This is a genomic window from Paenibacillus sp. FSL E2-0201 (assembly GCF_037963325.1).
In the GTDB taxonomy this organism is placed as follows: Bacteria; Bacillota; Bacilli; order Paenibacillales; family Paenibacillaceae; genus Paenibacillus_AQ.
Map to the genome: position 1 here is coordinate 4,079,352 of NZ_CP150154.1, position 16,542 is coordinate 4,095,893.

22 protein-coding genes are annotated in these 16,542 nt (G+C 44.5%); 4 read left to right on the forward strand and 18 right to left on the reverse strand.

Going from position 1 to position 16,542, the window contains the following annotated elements:
• Positions 1-142: 142 nt before the first annotated feature.
• From NSU15_RS18515 to NSU15_RS18550, 8 genes are all read right to left on the reverse strand, one after another.
• The gene (locus NSU15_RS18515) at positions 143-529 is read right to left on the reverse strand and encodes a YraN family protein (RefSeq protein ID WP_339287166.1); all 387 of its coding nucleotides are present in this window, start codon (positions 527-529) and stop codon (positions 143-145) included.
• Positions 526-834, reverse strand: coding sequence for an EscU/YscU/HrcU family type III secretion system export apparatus switch protein (locus NSU15_RS18520; protein ID WP_042128964.1), 309 nt, complete (start codon positions 832-834; stop codon positions 526-528). The genes NSU15_RS18515 and NSU15_RS18520 overlap by 4 nt, the downstream gene beginning before the upstream one ends.
• Positions 831-3,011, reverse strand: a complete 2,181-nt coding sequence (locus tag NSU15_RS18525; protein WP_339287167.1) for a DNA ligase — start codon at positions 3,009-3,011, stop codon at positions 831-833. The genes NSU15_RS18520 and NSU15_RS18525 overlap by 4 nt, the downstream gene beginning before the upstream one ends.
• 72 nt (positions 3,012-3,083) lie before the next feature.
• Entirely contained in the window at positions 3,084-3,695 is a 612-nt protein-coding gene (locus tag NSU15_RS18530; RefSeq protein WP_339287169.1) for a ribonuclease HII, read from the reverse strand.
• 196 nt (positions 3,696-3,891) lie between these two features.
• Positions 3,892-4,752: a ribosome biogenesis GTPase YlqF gene (gene ylqF, locus NSU15_RS18535; RefSeq protein WP_042128970.1), complete on the reverse strand. Its 861-nt coding sequence runs from the start codon at positions 4,750-4,752 to the stop codon at positions 3,892-3,894.
• Positions 4,753-4,781: 29 nt separating this feature from the next.
• A complete protein-coding gene (lepB, locus tag NSU15_RS18540; protein ID WP_042128972.1) occupies positions 4,782-5,390 on the reverse strand; it encodes a signal peptidase I in 609 nt (202 codons plus the stop codon).
• Positions 5,391-5,688: 298 nt separating this feature from the next.
• The gene (gene rplS, locus NSU15_RS18545; RefSeq protein ID WP_042128973.1) at positions 5,689-6,033 is read right to left on the reverse strand and encodes a 50S ribosomal protein L19; all 345 of its coding nucleotides are present in this window, start codon (positions 6,031-6,033) and stop codon (positions 5,689-5,691) included.
• Positions 6,034-6,189: 156 nt separating this feature from the next.
• The gene (locus NSU15_RS18550; RefSeq protein ID WP_339287171.1) at positions 6,190-6,480 is read right to left on the reverse strand and encodes a hypothetical protein; all 291 of its coding nucleotides are present in this window, start codon (positions 6,478-6,480) and stop codon (positions 6,190-6,192) included.
• Between the two features lie 410 nt (positions 6,481-6,890).
• On the opposite strand from NSU15_RS18550, the gene NSU15_RS18555 reads away from it, so the two are divergent.
• Entirely contained in the window at positions 6,891-7,841 is a 951-nt protein-coding gene (locus tag NSU15_RS18555; RefSeq protein ID WP_076119541.1) for a hypothetical protein, read from the forward strand.
• A gap of 57 nt (positions 7,842-7,898) precedes the next feature.
• Here the strand turns inward: NSU15_RS18555 and NSU15_RS18560 are convergent, their stop codons facing one another.
• Positions 7,899-8,126 carry a hypothetical protein gene (locus NSU15_RS18560; protein WP_076119540.1) on the reverse strand — a complete coding sequence of 76 codons (228 nt, stop codon included), beginning with the start codon at positions 8,124-8,126 and terminating at the stop codon, positions 7,899-7,901.
• A 178-nt stretch (positions 8,127-8,304) separates the two neighbouring features.
• Here NSU15_RS18560 and NSU15_RS18565 point away from each other — a divergent pair, with 178 nt between their 5' ends.
• Positions 8,305-8,481 carry a hypothetical protein gene (locus NSU15_RS18565; RefSeq protein ID WP_156113147.1) on the forward strand — a complete coding sequence of 59 codons (177 nt, stop codon included), beginning with the start codon at positions 8,305-8,307 and terminating at the stop codon, positions 8,479-8,481.
• 322 nt (positions 8,482-8,803) lie between these two features.
• On the opposite strand, the gene NSU15_RS18570 is transcribed toward NSU15_RS18565, so the two are convergent.
• The 9 genes from NSU15_RS18570 to NSU15_RS18610 form a co-directional block, all read right to left on the reverse strand.
• Positions 8,804-8,938, reverse strand: a complete 135-nt coding sequence (locus NSU15_RS18570) for a hypothetical protein (protein WP_269321964.1) — start codon at positions 8,936-8,938, stop codon at positions 8,804-8,806.
• Positions 8,939-9,159: 221 nt separating this feature from the next.
• Positions 9,160-9,942: a tRNA (guanosine(37)-N1)-methyltransferase TrmD gene (trmD, locus tag NSU15_RS18575; protein ID WP_339291391.1), complete on the reverse strand. Its 783-nt coding sequence runs from the start codon at positions 9,940-9,942 to the stop codon at positions 9,160-9,162.
• Entirely contained in the window at positions 9,942-10,466 is a 525-nt protein-coding gene (rimM, locus tag NSU15_RS18580) for a ribosome maturation factor RimM (RefSeq protein WP_339287175.1), read from the reverse strand. Before rimM ends, trmD begins: the two co-directional genes overlap by 1 nt.
• Positions 10,467-10,658: 192 nt before the next feature.
• Positions 10,659-10,889: a KH domain-containing protein gene (locus NSU15_RS18585; RefSeq protein ID WP_042128982.1), complete on the reverse strand. Its 231-nt coding sequence runs from the start codon at positions 10,887-10,889 to the stop codon at positions 10,659-10,661.
• 22 nt (positions 10,890-10,911) lie between these two features.
• Positions 10,912-11,184 carry a 30S ribosomal protein S16 gene (gene rpsP, locus NSU15_RS18590; protein ID WP_036688604.1) on the reverse strand — a complete coding sequence of 91 codons (273 nt, stop codon included), beginning with the start codon at positions 11,182-11,184 and terminating at the stop codon, positions 10,912-10,914.
• Positions 11,185-11,231: 47 nt separating this feature from the next.
• Positions 11,232-12,617, reverse strand: a complete 1,386-nt coding sequence (gene ffh, locus NSU15_RS18595; RefSeq protein WP_042128985.1) for a signal recognition particle protein — start codon at positions 12,615-12,617, stop codon at positions 11,232-11,234.
• 21 nt (positions 12,618-12,638) lie between these two features.
• Positions 12,639-12,995: a putative DNA-binding protein gene (locus NSU15_RS18600; protein ID WP_042128986.1), complete on the reverse strand. Its 357-nt coding sequence runs from the start codon at positions 12,993-12,995 to the stop codon at positions 12,639-12,641.
• Between the two features lie 149 nt (positions 12,996-13,144).
• Positions 13,145-13,792 (reverse strand): hemolysin III family protein, encoded by a 648-nt coding sequence (locus tag NSU15_RS18605; protein WP_042128988.1) that lies wholly within the window; start codon positions 13,790-13,792, stop codon positions 13,145-13,147.
• A 56-nt stretch (positions 13,793-13,848) separates the two neighbouring features.
• Positions 13,849-15,366: a carboxypeptidase M32 gene (locus NSU15_RS18610; RefSeq protein ID WP_339287177.1), complete on the reverse strand. Its 1,518-nt coding sequence runs from the start codon at positions 15,364-15,366 to the stop codon at positions 13,849-13,851.
• A gap of 163 nt (positions 15,367-15,529) precedes the next feature.
• On the opposite strand from NSU15_RS18610, the gene NSU15_RS18615 reads away from it, so the two are divergent.
• Together NSU15_RS18615 and NSU15_RS18620 are read left to right on the forward strand one after the other, a co-directional pair.
• Positions 15,530-15,865, forward strand: coding sequence for an iron-sulfur cluster biosynthesis family protein (locus NSU15_RS18615; protein ID WP_042128993.1), 336 nt, complete (start codon positions 15,530-15,532; stop codon positions 15,863-15,865).
• Positions 15,866-15,886: 21 nt separating this feature from the next.
• Entirely contained in the window at positions 15,887-16,447 is a 561-nt protein-coding gene (locus tag NSU15_RS18620; protein WP_076119537.1) for a carbonic anhydrase, read from the forward strand.
• The last annotated feature ends 95 nt before the right edge of the window (positions 16,448-16,542 follow it).

Consider the following 16,542-nt stretch of genomic DNA (forward strand, 5'->3'; position numbering starts at 1 on the left):
CTCCTCATGATGACATTAAAAAGTTACTCTAATGTTTACCCATTTCTTTTGAGAAATGACCCACTGCGCGGAGGCTATGTAAAGACTTTTTTACAAGAATGCTAGTGCCCATAATGAATGGAGCGAGAATATGGGGTGCAGCTTAAAAAGCCTCACGTATATGCCCCAAAGAAGCGATGCTTAAATCTTCATTCAGTAAAATGCTAATGACGTCAAAAGTTACTCTTCGATCACCATAACCTTTCATATGCAAATAAACCTGTGCTGTATTTCGCACTTGATGTATTTTTCGAGTATTCACTGATTCCTCCGGAGTCCCCTGATATAGCTCTCCACTACGACTGCGAACTTCAACAATAATAATACAGCCTTCGTTCTCCGCAATAATATCAAGTTCTCCAGTTCGACAACGCCAATTTCGTTCTAAGATCTTGTATCCACAAGTAGATAAGTACTGCACAGCCCCGTCTTCAGCAGCGGCCCCCTTCTGTTTGCGGTTATAGCGCTCTCTTGTGTATCGCTCTTTCATTCCGGTCTCCGTTCACCGGCGGAACGGTCGCTCTGATACACAAAGCTGAGGATTTCAGCCACTAGCTGATAAAGTTCAGATGGAATCTGTTGATCTAGATCGAGCTTTGAAAGAACTTCTACGAGAGCTGCGTCCTCTTGGACAGCAACCCCACTCTCTTTAGCTTTTTGCAGAATCAGATCCGCTATCGCCCCTTGTCCTTTGGCAACAACGACAGGCGCCTCGCTTTGTCCTGGGCTATATTTGAGAGCGACCGCTTTTTTGAGCCCTTGTGAAATTGGAGGTACAGGCTCATTTTCGTTCATATACGGTAATCCACTCCTTTATAAGCATCAGGAACATAATCAACAAGCTTGCTATGGGGATTGGCAAGTTCTGTAGATAGTTTTAGTTCCGGTAAAGGTTCAGTTCTTAATCCCGACAACTGATAACCAATAGATTCCACTGCCGTTTTAATATCATCACGCCGCTGTTCCAGCAGCTCAAGCACCCAAGGATGATCATTATGCAGCTTAAGACTAACGATTCGATCAACAACCTGTACATCAACCAGCGTCTGACCGATCTGCTTCATGTCCAAATCAAACCAGAGACGGCAATTAGCTGCATCCAATTCACCCTTGCGTCCCCGACGCGACTGAATATGAACGGAAGCTGTCTCCTGCCCATCTGGACCTTGCAGCGGCAAAAATAAAGTCACTTGCGCGAAAGGAGCCGTTCGATCTGTATTGAGCAACAGCTGTTGTCCTGTCAGCTGCTGCACTAGTCCGCTCGCGGCTTCTTTGACCGCGGGCGGCACCTCACTGCTGCTCATGATCTGCAGCAGCACGCCTTTCAGGGTGTCGGCAGCTTGATCGCTGCCGACACCTGCACTGCCAAGCGCGGCCGTACCTGCCGCCGCGCGGGCCGTCTCAGCGGCGGCTACTGCGCCGCCGCGCACTGCCTGCTGCTCGTGCTCCGCACCGAGCAGCTTCAGCACCCGCCCCACCCACGACTCCGCGTCCGCGGGTGGGGCGGTGTCCGGCTGTATCGGCGAAGCCGTCACAGCCGGGGTCTCCCCGCGCGGCGCAGCAGCCGCGGGGGCAGGGCTTGCTCCCGCCGCGTCAGCGAGCGGGAGCATGGCGAGCTGCGGCAGGGAACCGCGCAGCTCGGTGAGCACGCCCTGCAGCTTCGCGAGCAGGGCGGCACCGCTAGGTGCAGCTGCCTGGGGCGCAGCACCAGCAGCAGTGCTTTCGGCGCTCACACTCGCGCCACCAGCCCCTGCCCCGCTCTTATCAATATTCATTGCCAAGCTCTTATCTGCAAGAATAGCACTATCCAGTGCTCCATCCTTATTCAAATTTAAGGTATTACCTTGAATCTCACCTTTACTGGAGCTGATGAGATTGCTCGCCGCAACATCAGCTTGAGCGCTTAAAGCATTATTCAGAACGCTAGAAGCCGTAGCAGCTGTCGTTTTACCAGCCGCAGGTTCCGTAACCAGTGTACCCTTGGAAATCTGTGCACCTTCAGCCGCTTCATCAAGAGCTACTGGTTTACCAGTTGCAACACCCGTTTCATTATCAGTAACTATGTTAAGATCCGCTTTAACTGGTGCAACTTGTTCATCCGATGTCATAGTAGCCGTAAGGCCGGAGGCATCTACAGCGGCTCCTCCCGAAAGAGAAGTACTTCCGCTTGTGACAGTACCATCAGTAGCTTTACTCACAGCTTGTGCATTTCCTCTGGCTGCCAATTGGATGGCATCCGCCTCTGTAGTGTCACTCTCCACAACACCCACTTTATTCCCACTTGTTGCACTTGTATTTACAGAAGGATCGAGCTTTCCAGTACTGGTGCCCATTCCAGCTTTAGGTTCCGCGGTTATTGTTTCTTCACTAACGATTTGCCCTGCCCATATCGTAATCTGATCTTCTAGTGCTGACAAAAGCTGATGCAGCTGCGGACCAAATACAGCCTGTTGCAATCCTTTTACACTCTCAGCTGTAACAGGGAGTCCACGCTTTACAGAAATGACTGCCGCGTCAAGCCACTCTGATGTAGGCACACCAGCTGGCTTGGCATTCATTACCGCATTCAGCGCAGCCGCTGTCTCTTTGGTCAGCGGGACGCCCCCTGATTGCATCGCTAATACGATTTCTCTACCTGCCTTGGAATCAGCTAGCCCTAGTGATTCCAAGGCTTCCCCCATGCTTTGAGGGGTGACTAACGCCGTTTCACCGAGGGAGACCGGCTTCAATACGGGTAATCCGCCTTCTCCGGGTGGTCCGACCTGTAAATTCATGGTTTCTCCAGGCAGCAGCGGTGTTTCTAATTCCGCACGAACAGGTGTACCTTGGATTTGTACAACCGCTTCTTTTCCTGAATCCGATACAGAGAGAACAACACCCCGAACAACTTGCCCTTCTTTTAACTCTAAAGACTTGGCCGCGCCCGGTTTTTGATCTCCAAGTAATCCACGGATCAATGTTCCGATATTCATACCGTTTCTCCTCCCTCCATTTTCTCTCTTCTTACTATATCGGTATTCATCCTACTTTTTTAAGCATGGCTTCTAGAATAACGTTTGCTGCTCCGCGAGAATCCGCCCAATAAAACTGCGCCGATGCATAGGTGTTGGACCTAGAGCCGTAATTTGTTCCCGGTGAAGCTTGGTCGCGTAACCTTTATGTATCGCAATCCCATACTCAGGGTATAATTCCTCCCACAGACCTTCACACAGCCTGTCTCGTGTCACTTTCGCAATAATCGAAGCTGCTGCAATAGACTGACTATTTGCATCCCCCTTAATAATTGCCCGTTGCGGCAAAGGGAGGTCTACCTTTTCAGCATCGATCAGCATATAGTCAGGAACGTGTTCCAGACTCTCTACCGCTTTTTTCATGGCTAAGCGTGAAGCTTGCTTGATATTAATTTCGTCAATGACAGTAGAATCCACATACCCCACACCTACCGCCAGCGCTTGCTCCATAATAATCTCGTATAAAGCGTCTCTCTTTTTAGCTGTAAGCTTTTTGGAATCATTTACACCATCAATAATAAGCCCCTCTGGCAAAATCACCGCTGCTGCTACGACGTCCCCAAACAAGCAGCCTCTTCCCACTTCATCTACGCCTGCTATACGGCGATAAGACTGTTCCCAGCCCTCTTTTTCATAGGCTAACATATCTAACGAACTCACTATTTTGTCACCGCCAATTATGAATTATTCAATGATCTATATAAGTCAGCTTATCACAGTAAAGCTTACATGGTCATCTTAAAATAGACGTTCCAATTTGATCCATTCCCATAAAAAAAGAGCCTCCGAAATTTCGGATGGCTCTTCCATACCTAGTCATTAAACACTGAATTCAATGCACTTAAGGCGTTTCCAGCGTAAAACGTCCAAGCTTACCTGCCCGCAGCTCATGCAACAAGGCTCGGGAAGCTTTTTCCAGATCTACACGTCCACCGCTAATCAGACAACCGCGCTTACGACCCACGGCTTCCATAACAGCTACAATCTCATCTGGATTCTCCAGATCCTCAGGAAGCTTCTCAATGCCAAAGCGTTCTTGAAATCTAGATCCGTAGTCTTTCACCAAATATTTCACCGCGTAAAAGGCGATGTCCTCAACATTCAGAATTTCTTCTTTTATTGCACCCGTTACCGCTAGGCGATAACCTACATCCTGGTCCTCAAACTTCGGCCAAAGAATACCCGGGGTATCCAGAAGCTCCAAATTACCGGCTGTCTTAATCCACTGTTGACCCTTGGTTACCCCAGGGCGGTCACCAGTAGCAGCGATACTCTTACCAGCCATCCGGTTAATGAGTGTTGATTTACCAACGTTAGGAATACCGACAATCAATGCACGCATAGCTCGCGGATTCATTCCCCTTGCGATCTGCCGGTCAATCTTTTCTTTTAGCAGCAGTTTGACCTGCTCTGGTATTTCCTTAATACCCGTTCCAGTAGATGCATCAACAGGATAAGCAACATGCCCTTGTCCCTTGAAGTACGCCAGCCACTTCCGTGTAATCTCCGGATCTGCCAGATCCGCCTTGTTCAAAATAATCAATCTTGGCTTGTCCCGCAAAATATCGTCAATCATCGGATTGCGGCTGGAAAGCGGCAGACGGGAATCGAGCAATTCTATTACAACATCAATCAGCTTCAGCTTATCCTCGATTTGCCGCCTAGCCTTCGTCATATGACCAGGAAACCATTGAATGGCCATTGCCGTCACCTCCTTTGACTTCTGTCAACTTAATGGTTAATCAGTGTAATATCCTTTAAAGGCCAGAAGATTAAATCTGCACGACCCACTATATCCCCCAGTGGTACATAACCGATCATTCGGCTATCCGTACTATCCGAGCGATTATCCCCCATAACAAATACATGTCCTTCAGGTACGGTACCATCCGTAAACTTTTCATTAGGGAAGTCTTTATTATTATACAGAGCGTTGTTACTATGCGCAGCATCAATAGCGCCTTGGATATATGTCTCGTTAACAACCTCTCCGTTAACTGTAACTACATCCCCTTCTACTTTCACGGTATCTCCAGCCACACCAATTACACGTTTAATAAAATCTCTACCCTCAGAAGGCACGTGGAATACTATAACCTCGCCCCGTTGCGGAGATCTAATATCGTACAAAATCTCATTTACGATAACTCGTTCACCCGTATGGAAATTAGGCTGCATGGAAGGTCCATCTACAATAAAAGGCTTGAACAAAAGCCAGCGGATCAGAAAAACCAATACTAAAGCAATCGCAATGGCTTTAATCCATTCCAAAACTTCATTTTTGGGTTTACGTGGGTTCTGCGCGCTTGATTCCAAAGTTTCACTTTGTTCCTGCTGCATAGTTCACCGTCCTCTCTAAAATACTACTCTTACTATACAACACAAAAAAACTCCTGCCAAAAACCCCTCCACAGATACTCCTTCAGGAGGCCTTTTCGGAGAAGCTGATCCCCAAGCGTATATGTCGTACGCATTGTATACCAAGTTAAAACGCCATTGCGTCCTTTAAGGACAGAAAGCGTTTATGCGAGAAATATAAGAATAATGTATAACGTGAAACTTATACTTTCTTATATTTTCAAAAAAAATAATAAAACGAAAGGGGCTTGAACTCAAGCCCCTTTCCTTTGTCACTATTCTAGCGACGAATTTCTTTAATTCTCGCTGCTTTACCACGTAGTTCACGAAGGTAATAAAGTTTAGCACGACGCACTTTACCACGACGAGCCACTTCGATTTTCTCGATTTTAGGCGAGTTGATTGGGAATGTTCTTTCCACACCAACACCGTAAGAAATTTTACGAACCGTAAAAGTCTCACTGATTCCACCGCCACGACGTTTGATTACAACGCCTTCGAACAACTGGATACGCTCACGAGTTCCCTCGATAACTTTTACATGCACCTTCAAAGTGTCACCCGGGCGAAAACTCGGGATATCTTTACGAAGTTGCTCTTGCGTAATAGCTTGTAGGATATTCATTAAGGACTTCCTCCTTCCGTACAGGTGTTCTTGCCTCTTCCGGAGAGATCTTTCTCTCCCTCATTATCCGCAGCGGACCACCGTATTCCACACAACAGAAATAATAATACCATAAAGGACGGGCTAATACAACTTATTTTTCTTAATTTTGTCTATTTAAAGCGGCAACATATCTCTTTTTTTCGCCTTCGATTGGCAATCCTTACACAGGCCAACTACAGTTCCATTATCTTGAGCGTAGAAGATTAATTTTCCATTCTTCTTCTTACAAGAAGAACAAGGCTGCTCCCCTGGGCTCTGTTTGGCTTTTCGATGACTGTCCATTGAGATCACGTTACTCCGTGTGGTGTACGAATGATTGCTTGTCGTGTTTATTTTCTGCTTCTTGACTAAAAAATACACGACTGCCAAAACTACTAAGGCAAGCAAAATGGCTACATATTTCATTTGGCTCCCTCCACCCTTCAGGATTTATTAAATGAAAGTAAAAAGACCGCCCTGTTCTTCAAGTGAGGTAACGGTCTATATCTGTATACAAAGTAGCCTTAGCACACCTAAGCACTTCTATCCGAAAAAAGCGGTTTCCAGAAGCAGCTGAAGGTTCTATATGAGGGCTGGCTTCCACGCCCTTTTTATATGTACCTATACCGTATTTCAATAAGAGATCTTTCATTTATTTTAGCACAATTAAAAATCGAAGTGTAGTGGACACTTTAGTGACCTAGTCTTTGGTCCAGTATAATAACCCGCCTCCAGCCGTTTTTACAGAAAAATTCCATAAGCTATACTTACAGAAGTACATAACGAAGTCACATTGTAAGATCACATACACCCATATATGAGGAGGAGTTCGTTTCATGAGGAAAAGAAATAGCAATAGCGTATTAGCAGCAGTAGCCGTATTATCTATCGTACTTTTGGCAGGTTGTACAGAATTACCAGGCAGACAATCCGCGAAAAATGAGGTGGAAAAGAGTATTTCTGAGGATGCACACCAGAACTTTGGTGAAGTTGTCAAGCAAGAGCTAGGTAAAGCAGCTGCAACTGTACAGCAAGCCGTTGAGGAAACTGCTACTACGGTAGTTGACGAAGTTAAAGCAGATAGCATTAGCAAAGAACTATCAGTATCACAAGCGATCGGTACAGCATCCGTACTCAGCATGGACAACGCAGTAGGAGAAATAGAAGTTGCAGCTGTTACAGGAGATCTGATCCATGTAAGTGCAACCATCTCTTCCCACAACAGTTCCTTCCATACCTCTGACCGTCAAAAGATTATGGATGATGCTGAAGTTTCAGTTAAGGTGAGCGGCGATACATTAAAGGTGTCCACGCATTCTAAATCAAATCCTAAGAAGGATTTATGGACATGGGCGCAAGACAAATATGGTTATTCCGATTTTAGCATAAGCTATAATATAGAGCTCCCTGCCAGCATGAATAAATATATCATCACAAATAACGTAGGACAAATTCGTCTTCGTAATCTGGAGGGGAATTATCAAATCGTCAGCAACGTTGGAGCAATCAATATTGAAGGAGCTAAATTCACTGGAAAATCTATTGTAAAGTCCGATACGGGTAGCATACGTATGGATATAGCAGGGATGAAGGGTGACAGCAGCCTACAAGCTAAAACAGAGGTTGGCAGCCTCAGCGCTGTCCTAGCCGATGGAATGAAATGCAGCTTGGAAGCCAAAAGCGATCTCGGACAAATCAAAGGGGTAGAAGGCGGAAAGACCGATATCAATGGAGGCGGTCCTTTGGTGTCCCTCAGCTCAGATATAGGTGCAATTACAGTACAGTAAATAGACAATAAAAAGACCGCCGGGATAATCGGGCGGTCTTTTTTTGATTCCTGATGATTAGATTAATGCGATGGCCAACAAAGTGAATAAACTCAAAGTTAAAATCTGATTTGAGGCAAAAGGATTTCCCCAAAAAGCAGAAGTATGCACAGAGCCATTGTCAGTTCTTAAGTAAACATTGTATCTGTCTACATCTGTTATAACGCCTTCGTGCTGTCTACCATCTCTAGTCAGAATCCGCACCCTTCTATCCTTACAACGCAAACAGTTATAATATGCTTCCACTAGTGTACTCCTCCTTGTCAGTAATGATATACTCTATGTGTAGGAGTACAGGTCGGTAACGGCGAAGTTACATAGGTCGGAGTTTGGGTCAATATTTACTTTTTCGTCCCCTGTATCTTTCGTATTCCTCTTTCACCTGTAGTTCGTCTTATTCCATCCATTCGAGGAGGCCAATCTCATGAATGTAGAAAGAAAACAGTTTATTAAGGAAGGCGTACTGCGTATTACCATTTTCGTTATTTTAGCATCGCTTACTTACACCGTTCGCAACTATGCATGGGCTGTTACTGTTCTCGTATGTGTTGCGCTGTACTCCCTCCTTACAGGAGTACACAAAATCTTACGCAAAGAATAACATGTGCCTCCACGAACTCTTATAGCAAGCTAAAACGCCTTAAGCGTCCTTTTAAGGACGGTAAGCGTTTGTGCGAGAATTATAAGAATAAAGTATATCGTGAATCGTGTACTTTCTTATAATTTCAAAGAATAACCACTTTCTCTCTAGATCCTAGATCTCGAAGGAAAGTGGTTATTTACAGTTTAATCGGGGTAACAGAGTTCAAACCATGTTACATTCTAAAAAAATAAAACCATTAGCGACAGCGAATACAAAATTCACTGTATCTAATGGTTTTATTCAGCCTAACAATCAATCCCTAACGTTCGATCTTATATGTTCACTCTTTATATGGCGAATGGGAATTGCGATTTGTATAAAAATCGATAATATCATTCACGGTGCGGAGCGGCTCCGCTTCCTTGTGGATCGTGTCCACGTTAGGCTTGAATTCTTCATGCGTCTTCGTAGTCACTTCAGTTCATTCCTTTCAATAGTTAAGCTTGCTGTATCTTCAGCTGCATATATTAGTGCGGCACCTCTATTCATTACCCTAAAAAGAAGCTTTCAACGCACCAATAAGCATATTAATTTGAAAACTATTATTTTATTTGTTCTCAGGTTCACATAACAAAAACGCCTCCTTAACGTAAGATACGTTAAAAAGACGTCAGATATACCTGTTTCATTAAATTATCACTCCGGCTTGTCCACATTTCTTAGACGTTCCAGTGTCTTCTTGTCTTTCAACGTAAGTTCTGCAGTCTCAAGCAGGTCCGGTCTGCGTTCCAACGTGCGCAGAAGTGCCTGCTCTCTCCGCCATATATCAATATTTGCATGATGACCACTCAGTAAAATATCTGGTACCTTCCAGCCACGAAACTCGGCAGGACGTGTGTAGTGTGGATATTCTAGCAGTCCAGTGCTGAACGAGTCAGATATCGCAGAGGTTTCATTTCCCAGTGCTCCTGGCTGAAGCCGGACTACGGAATCTATAACCGTCAAAGCAGGCAACTCTCCGCCAGTTAGCACATAATCACCGATTGAAAGCTCATCTGTTACCAAATGCTCACGAATCCGTTCATCATACCCCTCATAATGCCCACAAATGAAGATTAAATGCTGCTCTTGTGCCAGTTCCTCAGCAATCTTCTGATTGTAGGTTTTTCCTTGTGGACACATAAGGATGATACGTGGTTTTACAGAAACCTCTTCATCAGATGGACGTTTATCTTCCTCATTCGATGTAATACCGAGCACATGCTCGACTGCATTAAAAATCGGATCAGGCTTGAGCACCATGCCCCCGCCGCCTCCATACGGAGTATCATCCACACTATTGTGTTTATTCCCTGAGAACTCGCGGAAGTTCACAGCATTTAAGGATACGATTCCTTTTTCACGCGCTTTACCAAGAATACTTGTGCTGAATACGCCTTCGCACATTTCTGGAAACAGCGTAAGCACATCAATTCTCATCATGGCAATAGCCCTTCCATCAAATGAACAGTAATTCTTTTGGCTTCTATGTCTACATTCAGCACTACATCATTGATTACAGGAATAAGGATGTCTTGTCCTTTTGCAGGCTTAACAACCCACACATCATTCGCGCCTGGCTGTAAGATTTCCGTTATTGTACCAAGTGGTGTGCTTTCATCTTCATCCGTGTATACCTCACAACCGACGATTTGGTGGAAGTAGTATTCGTTCTCAGGCAGATCAACCAGATCATTACTTGGAACCTTCAGGAGGCTTCCTTTGTACTTTTCCACTTCGTTGATGTTCGTATATCCCTTGAGCTTAACGATGAACATCCCCTTATGCTCACGAGCGGATTCTACAGTTACTTCGAATTTCGCACCGCCATCTGCAGGGATCACCAGCAGCTTCTTGCCTGTAGCAAAACGAACTTCAGGGAAATCGGTATGTGATAATACTTTAATCTCCCCGCGAATACCATGCGTATTCACAAGTCTGCCTACGGTTAACTCTTCTGTCATACAACCCTCTCCTTTACAAGCTTCATCTAATCTATATTTCAAGCATAAACGCCTTCGGCGTCCTTATAAGGACGGCAAGCGTTAATGCGAGAAATATAAGACATAAAGTATGGTGTGAAACTTATACTTTCTTATATTTGAACAAAAAGGAGCCGGGATATACTATCCCTAGCCCCTCATTGTACGCATCATTTAAGATAAAATATCTACAGTTACGCGTTTATCGCTCTTGACTGCTGCAGATGTGACTACTGTACGGAGCGCCTTAGCGATCCTTCCTTGTTTGCCAATGACCTTTCCTACATCATCAGGATGCACGGACAGTTCATAGACAATTAGGTGATCCTTCTCCACCGCTCGTACCGTCACATCTTCTGGATGATCCACTAAAGCCTTAGCAATTACTCCAACTAATTCTTCCATAGAGGACCCTCGCAATCAGTCATTATTTCTGTTGCTTAAGCTCATGAAACTTCTTCATTACGCCTGCTTTGGAAAGCAAGTTGCGTACTGTATCAGATGCTTGCGCACCTGTTTGAAGCCATTTAAGAGCTTTTTCCTCATCGATCTTAACTACTGCCGGTTGTTCAATCGGATTATAATAACCGATTTCCTCGATAAAACGACCGTCACGAGGGGACCGGGAATCGGAAACCACTACACGATAGAAAGGCGCTTTATGCGCTCCCATTCTTTTTAGACGAATACGTACTGCCACGAAAAATCACCTCCTTATAATAGTTTCGAGATATTAGAACAGCAAGATCATTTAAAAGGGAACTTCATCCCTTTTCCGCCTAGTCCTTTAAGCTGCTTCATGGCATTCTTCTTGGAGGCCTTACCGCCTCCGCCCATCATGCCGGAGAATTGCTTCATCATCTTACGCATCTCATCAAATTGCTTGATGAGGCGGTTGACCTCAGCGACCGAGGTTCCGCTACCGGCAGCAATACGCTTGCGGCGGTTATGGTTAATGATCTCAGGCTGGCGTTTCTCCGTTTTCGTCATAGAATGAACTATGGCTTCAACGCGACCCATTTGCTTATCATCAACTTTTAAATCTTTAATGCCCTTGGCTTTGTTCATGCCAGGCAGCATATCAAGTATTTGATCGATCGGACCCAGCTTTTTCACCTGATCCATTTGCTCAAGGAAATCATCAAACGTAAATTCTGCATTACGCATCTTACGTTCCATTTCCTTAGCTTTATCTGTGTCTATATTCGCTTGGGCTTTCTCAATCAGCGACAGCATGTCACCCATACCTAAAATCCGTGAAGCCATACGTTCCGGATGGAACGGCTCCAGCGCGTCGATCTTCTCACCTAACGCAGCGAATTTGATCGGACAACCAGTAACAGCTTTGACGGATAGTGCAGCACCACCACGGCTATCGCCGTCGAGCTTTGTCAATACAACCCCTGTAAGCTCAAGCTGCTTATTGAAGCTCTCAGCCACGTTCACAGCGTCTTGACCGGTCATTGCATCTACTACTAACAGAACTTCATCTGGATTTACAACATTGTGAATCTGCTTCAGTTCTTCCATCAATTCTTCATCAATATGCAGGCGGCCTGCAGTATCGATAATGACGTAATCAAGTCCGTTATCCTTGGCATGTTGTACAGCTTGTCTGGCAATCTCTACCGGACTAGTCTGATCACCTAGCGAAAATACCGGAACTTTAATTTGTTCTCCCAGCACCTGAAGCTGTTTGATCGCAGCAGGACGGTAAATATCTCCCGCAACGAGTAATGGACGATGATTGCCCTTCTGTAACAGCTTGGCCAGCTTACCCGAAGTGGTTGTCTTACCTGCCCCTTGTAGACCCGCCATCATAATGACAGTCGGTGGCTTGTTCGACTTGGCCAGCTTCGCTTGGCTTCCGCCCATCAGCTCGGTTAGTTCCTTGTTAACGATGTCGATAATGACCATACCTGGTGTAAAGCTGTCCATAACTTCTTTACCAATAGACTTTTCTTTCACCTTGGCCACGAATTCTTTAACTACCTTGAAGTTTACATCGGCTTCCAGAAGGGCCAGCCGCACTTCGCGCATAGCTTCGTTTACGTCATCTTCGGATACTTTACCTTTACCGCGCAGCTTGCTGAACACATTCTGCAATCTTCCGGTTAAACCTTCAAACGCCATATGCAGATTTCTCCCTTCATGCTACTCTAACCTCTGCAAGCGATCCACGATCTCCGCGAACCGAAGTTTATATTGCTCAGGCAGCATCCCATTCTCCGGCAGTCTGCGCAGTTCATCTAAATATTTGGTACGACTCTCATGTTTCTCTAATAAACCAAGTTTTTCTTCATAATTCTCTAAGACTTGCTCCGCCCGTTTAATATGCTCATAAACGGCTTGGCGACTGATTTCAAATTCAGCGGCGATCTCTCCCAAGGAAAAATCATCGTGAAAATAATATTTAAGAAACGTTTGCTGCTTATCTGTAAGCAGTCGTTCATAGAAGGCAAAAAGCAAATTGATACGATTCGTTTTCTCGAGTCTATTCTCCTGACTCATTAAGGGCACTCCCTTCGTCAAGGAAAAACACTTTACACCTTCACAACGTCCCTTATGATACCTAAAAGAAAGAGAGATGTCAAGCATTTTTGCTTGTCATCTCTTTCTTTATTAAAAATCCTTTTTTCATGCAATTTATTCGCTTGAAATTATTGGATCGGCAGTACATAAATCAACACGGCGAAGAAGTGTGTGACACTACCTGCAAGGACAAATACATGCCAAATCGCATGATGGTACGGAAACCCTCTCCATACATAAAACACCGTACCTAATGTATAGAGCACCCCACCAGCCATCAGCAGGATCATACCACCGTCTGCTACAACAGCCGAAAGAGGGTTCCAGGCGATTACAATCAGCCACCCCATCGCGATGTAGAATATGGTAGACATGAACAGAAACTTTTTCACAAAAAATGCTTTGAAGAAAACGCCAAACACTGCGATCCCCCAAATAACTCCGAATAAACTCCAACCAAGCGTACCCCGAATGGCGACTAACAAAAAGGGTGTATACGTGCCTGCAATAAACAGATAAATAGCGGAATGATCGAAAAATTCGAACAAATCCTTCGCCTTACCCTCTTTGAGACTATGCACTAGTGTTGAATTTAGATATAGAAGCAGCATTGTCGTTCCATAAATGGAGAAGCTGACCACATGCCATGTCGTTCCTTTTAGACTTGCAAAAACAACAAGCAGGACAAGTGCAGCCACGCTTAATACTGTTCCGATCCCGTGCGTAATCGCATTCGCGACTTCTTCTCTCCGGCTGTAGGTGTGAGTATTTGCCATATCCATATCCTTCCGTCTAAGCTTTCTTTCTATTATACCACGCGTACCCTACTTGATTACAGTTTGTAAATCTCCGTATACTTCGCTTCTAAATAATCAGCCAAATAATCCGGACTTAGCGGTTCACCTGTTACTTGTTCAATGATTTGGGATGGCGTTAAACTATTTCCGAAACGATAGATCTTTTCCGTTAGCCATTCTTTAATAGGGAGTAGGTTTCCTGCTGCAATCAATTCATCAAACTCCGGTAACTCTTTGCGAAGTGTATTCAAAATTTGTGCAGCGTACATATTACCTAAGGAGTAGGAAGCAAAGTATCCGAAATCCCCACCAGACCAGTGGACATCTTGCAGCACACCAAGTGCGTTAGAAGGTGGAGTAATACCCAAATACTCTTGATACTTAGCATTCCATACTTGAGGCAAGTCTTTTACAGAAAGTCCTTCATTAAAAATAAGCTTCTCGATCTCATAACGCACGATAATGTGCAGATTGTATGTAAGCTCATCTGCTTCGATCCGGATAAATGAGTTCTCCACGCTATTGATCGCCCGGTAGAAATCTTCCAAATCCACATTTGCAAGCTGCTCTGGGAATTGTTGTTGAAGATCCCCGTAATAACGTTGCCAGAAGGCCCTGCTGCGTCCGATCATGTTCTCCCATAGTCTCGACTGAGATTCATGAATCCCCATCGATGCACCTTGTGCCAGTGGTGTTCCAACAAAATCCTTGCTGATATTTTGCTCATAAAGCGCATGTCCACCTTCATGTAGTGAGCTGAATATGGCACTAGTCACATTATCAAGCAAGTAAGCAGTCGTGATACGAACGTCGCCAGGATTCAATCCTGTAGCAAAAGGATGCACACTCTCATCTAAACGACCTGCGTCAAAATCGTAGCCCATTTGCTCTAAAATAAAGTTGCCGAACTTTTCCTGCTGCTCTTTAGGGAAGATCTGCTGTAAGAAGCTTGTGTCCGGCTTATTAGGCGAAGCTGCGATAGCTTCAACGAGTGGAACCAAACGGCTACGCAGCCGGCTGAATACTTCATCCACTTTTTCTACCGTAAGATCGGGCTCATACATATCCAGAAGCGTATCGTACCGTGTTCCTTTTACACCCCAATAATCGATAAATTCTTGTTTCAGAGCAACTATCTTGCTTAGGTAAGGCTCAAAAGTGGCAAAATCATCGTTTTCCTTAGCTTCTTCCCAGATCGTTTGGGAATGTGCGGAAAGAACAGCATACTCCTCAAATCTTTTGGAAGGAATGCTCTTGCTGCGCTCATATTCTTTACGGCAATCGGTAACGATCTTCTTCTGATCATGTGATAGCTGGGTAATCACTTCAGGACGAGAAAAAAATGCTGTAAAATCTCCCATTTCCTCCGAAATTCCGAGTCTGAACAATTCTCCACTCAGCATCCCTATCGTACCCGAACGAACCTCTACTCCCTTACGCGGCGCACCGGTGCGCAAATCCCAATGAAGTAATTCTATGGCCTCTGAATATCCACTTATTTTTGATAATAACTCGCTAAATTTCTCCCACTGTTCCTTCACTTGCTGTTCCATTTTATTACACCTGCTTTCTCTGTTTTGCCGACTCCTCTTGATGATACTTTTTTGAATGAGTATAATCAACTTCAGAGATTACATCTCTAATTTAAAATATTCAATGGGTTACATAAGAAGCAGGACCTGCTTCGCACAAAATTCGAAGGAGCGTGAACAGGCTATGATGATTCAAGTTACACCTCTCGCAGAAAGGAAGTTAAAGGAAAGGCTTGAAGATCGGCCAGGATTTTTCAAGCTCTTTTATGATACGGAAGGCTGCGGGTGTGACGGAATTAATGTATTACTAATTGTTTCAGAAATGGAGGACGGCGATTCTAGGATTGAAAATGATTCCCTTCCCTTTATCGTAAGCCGCCAGCAAGAAATTTTTTATGAAGACAAGATGCGTCTAGATGCCGAGGAACGATTCTCTTCCTTTAAGCTAGACAGTGATTCACAGATTTACGGAAAAAATATCCTGGTCAGAGATATGCGTAATGTAAGTACAATTCAGTAATTTTAGGGAGGAAAAACAGCCATGAGCCATGTATCCGATATTATTAACTTTAATAAGAGTTTTGTAGAGAATAAAGAGTATGAAGCATATTTAACTAGTCGTTATCCAGATAAAAAAATGTTGATTATCACTTGTATGGATACCCGTCTGGTTGAACTATTACCAAAAGCTATGAACTTTAAGAACGGTGATGTCAAAATCATCAAAAATGCCGGAGCGGTTATTTCTCAACCTTTTGGTAGTGTTATGCGTAGTGTAATGGTTGCACTGTATGAGCTTGATGCTGAAGAAGTTATTGTCGTTGGACACTATGAATGTGGTATGGCTTCCCTCAACGCAGACCATATGATCAATTCCATTAAAGAACGTGGAGTATCCGAAGAGGTGCTGAGCACGCTGGAGAATTCCGGAATCAAGCTAACCAAATGGCTCCGCGGTTTTGACAACATTGAACAAGGGGTCATTCAGACCGTAGACTTGATTAAACGTCATCCACTGCTTCCTTCTGATGTACCTGTTCATGGCATGATCATTGATCCCGCCACTGGAGCGCTTGAGCTAGTCGCTGACGGGTATAAATGATTTAAGTAACAACCTTATAACAGTTGATTGCGTGGATCCTGGATCCACGCTTTTTTCGATTAAAAAAGTATAAGTTATGACAAGCATAAATTTTC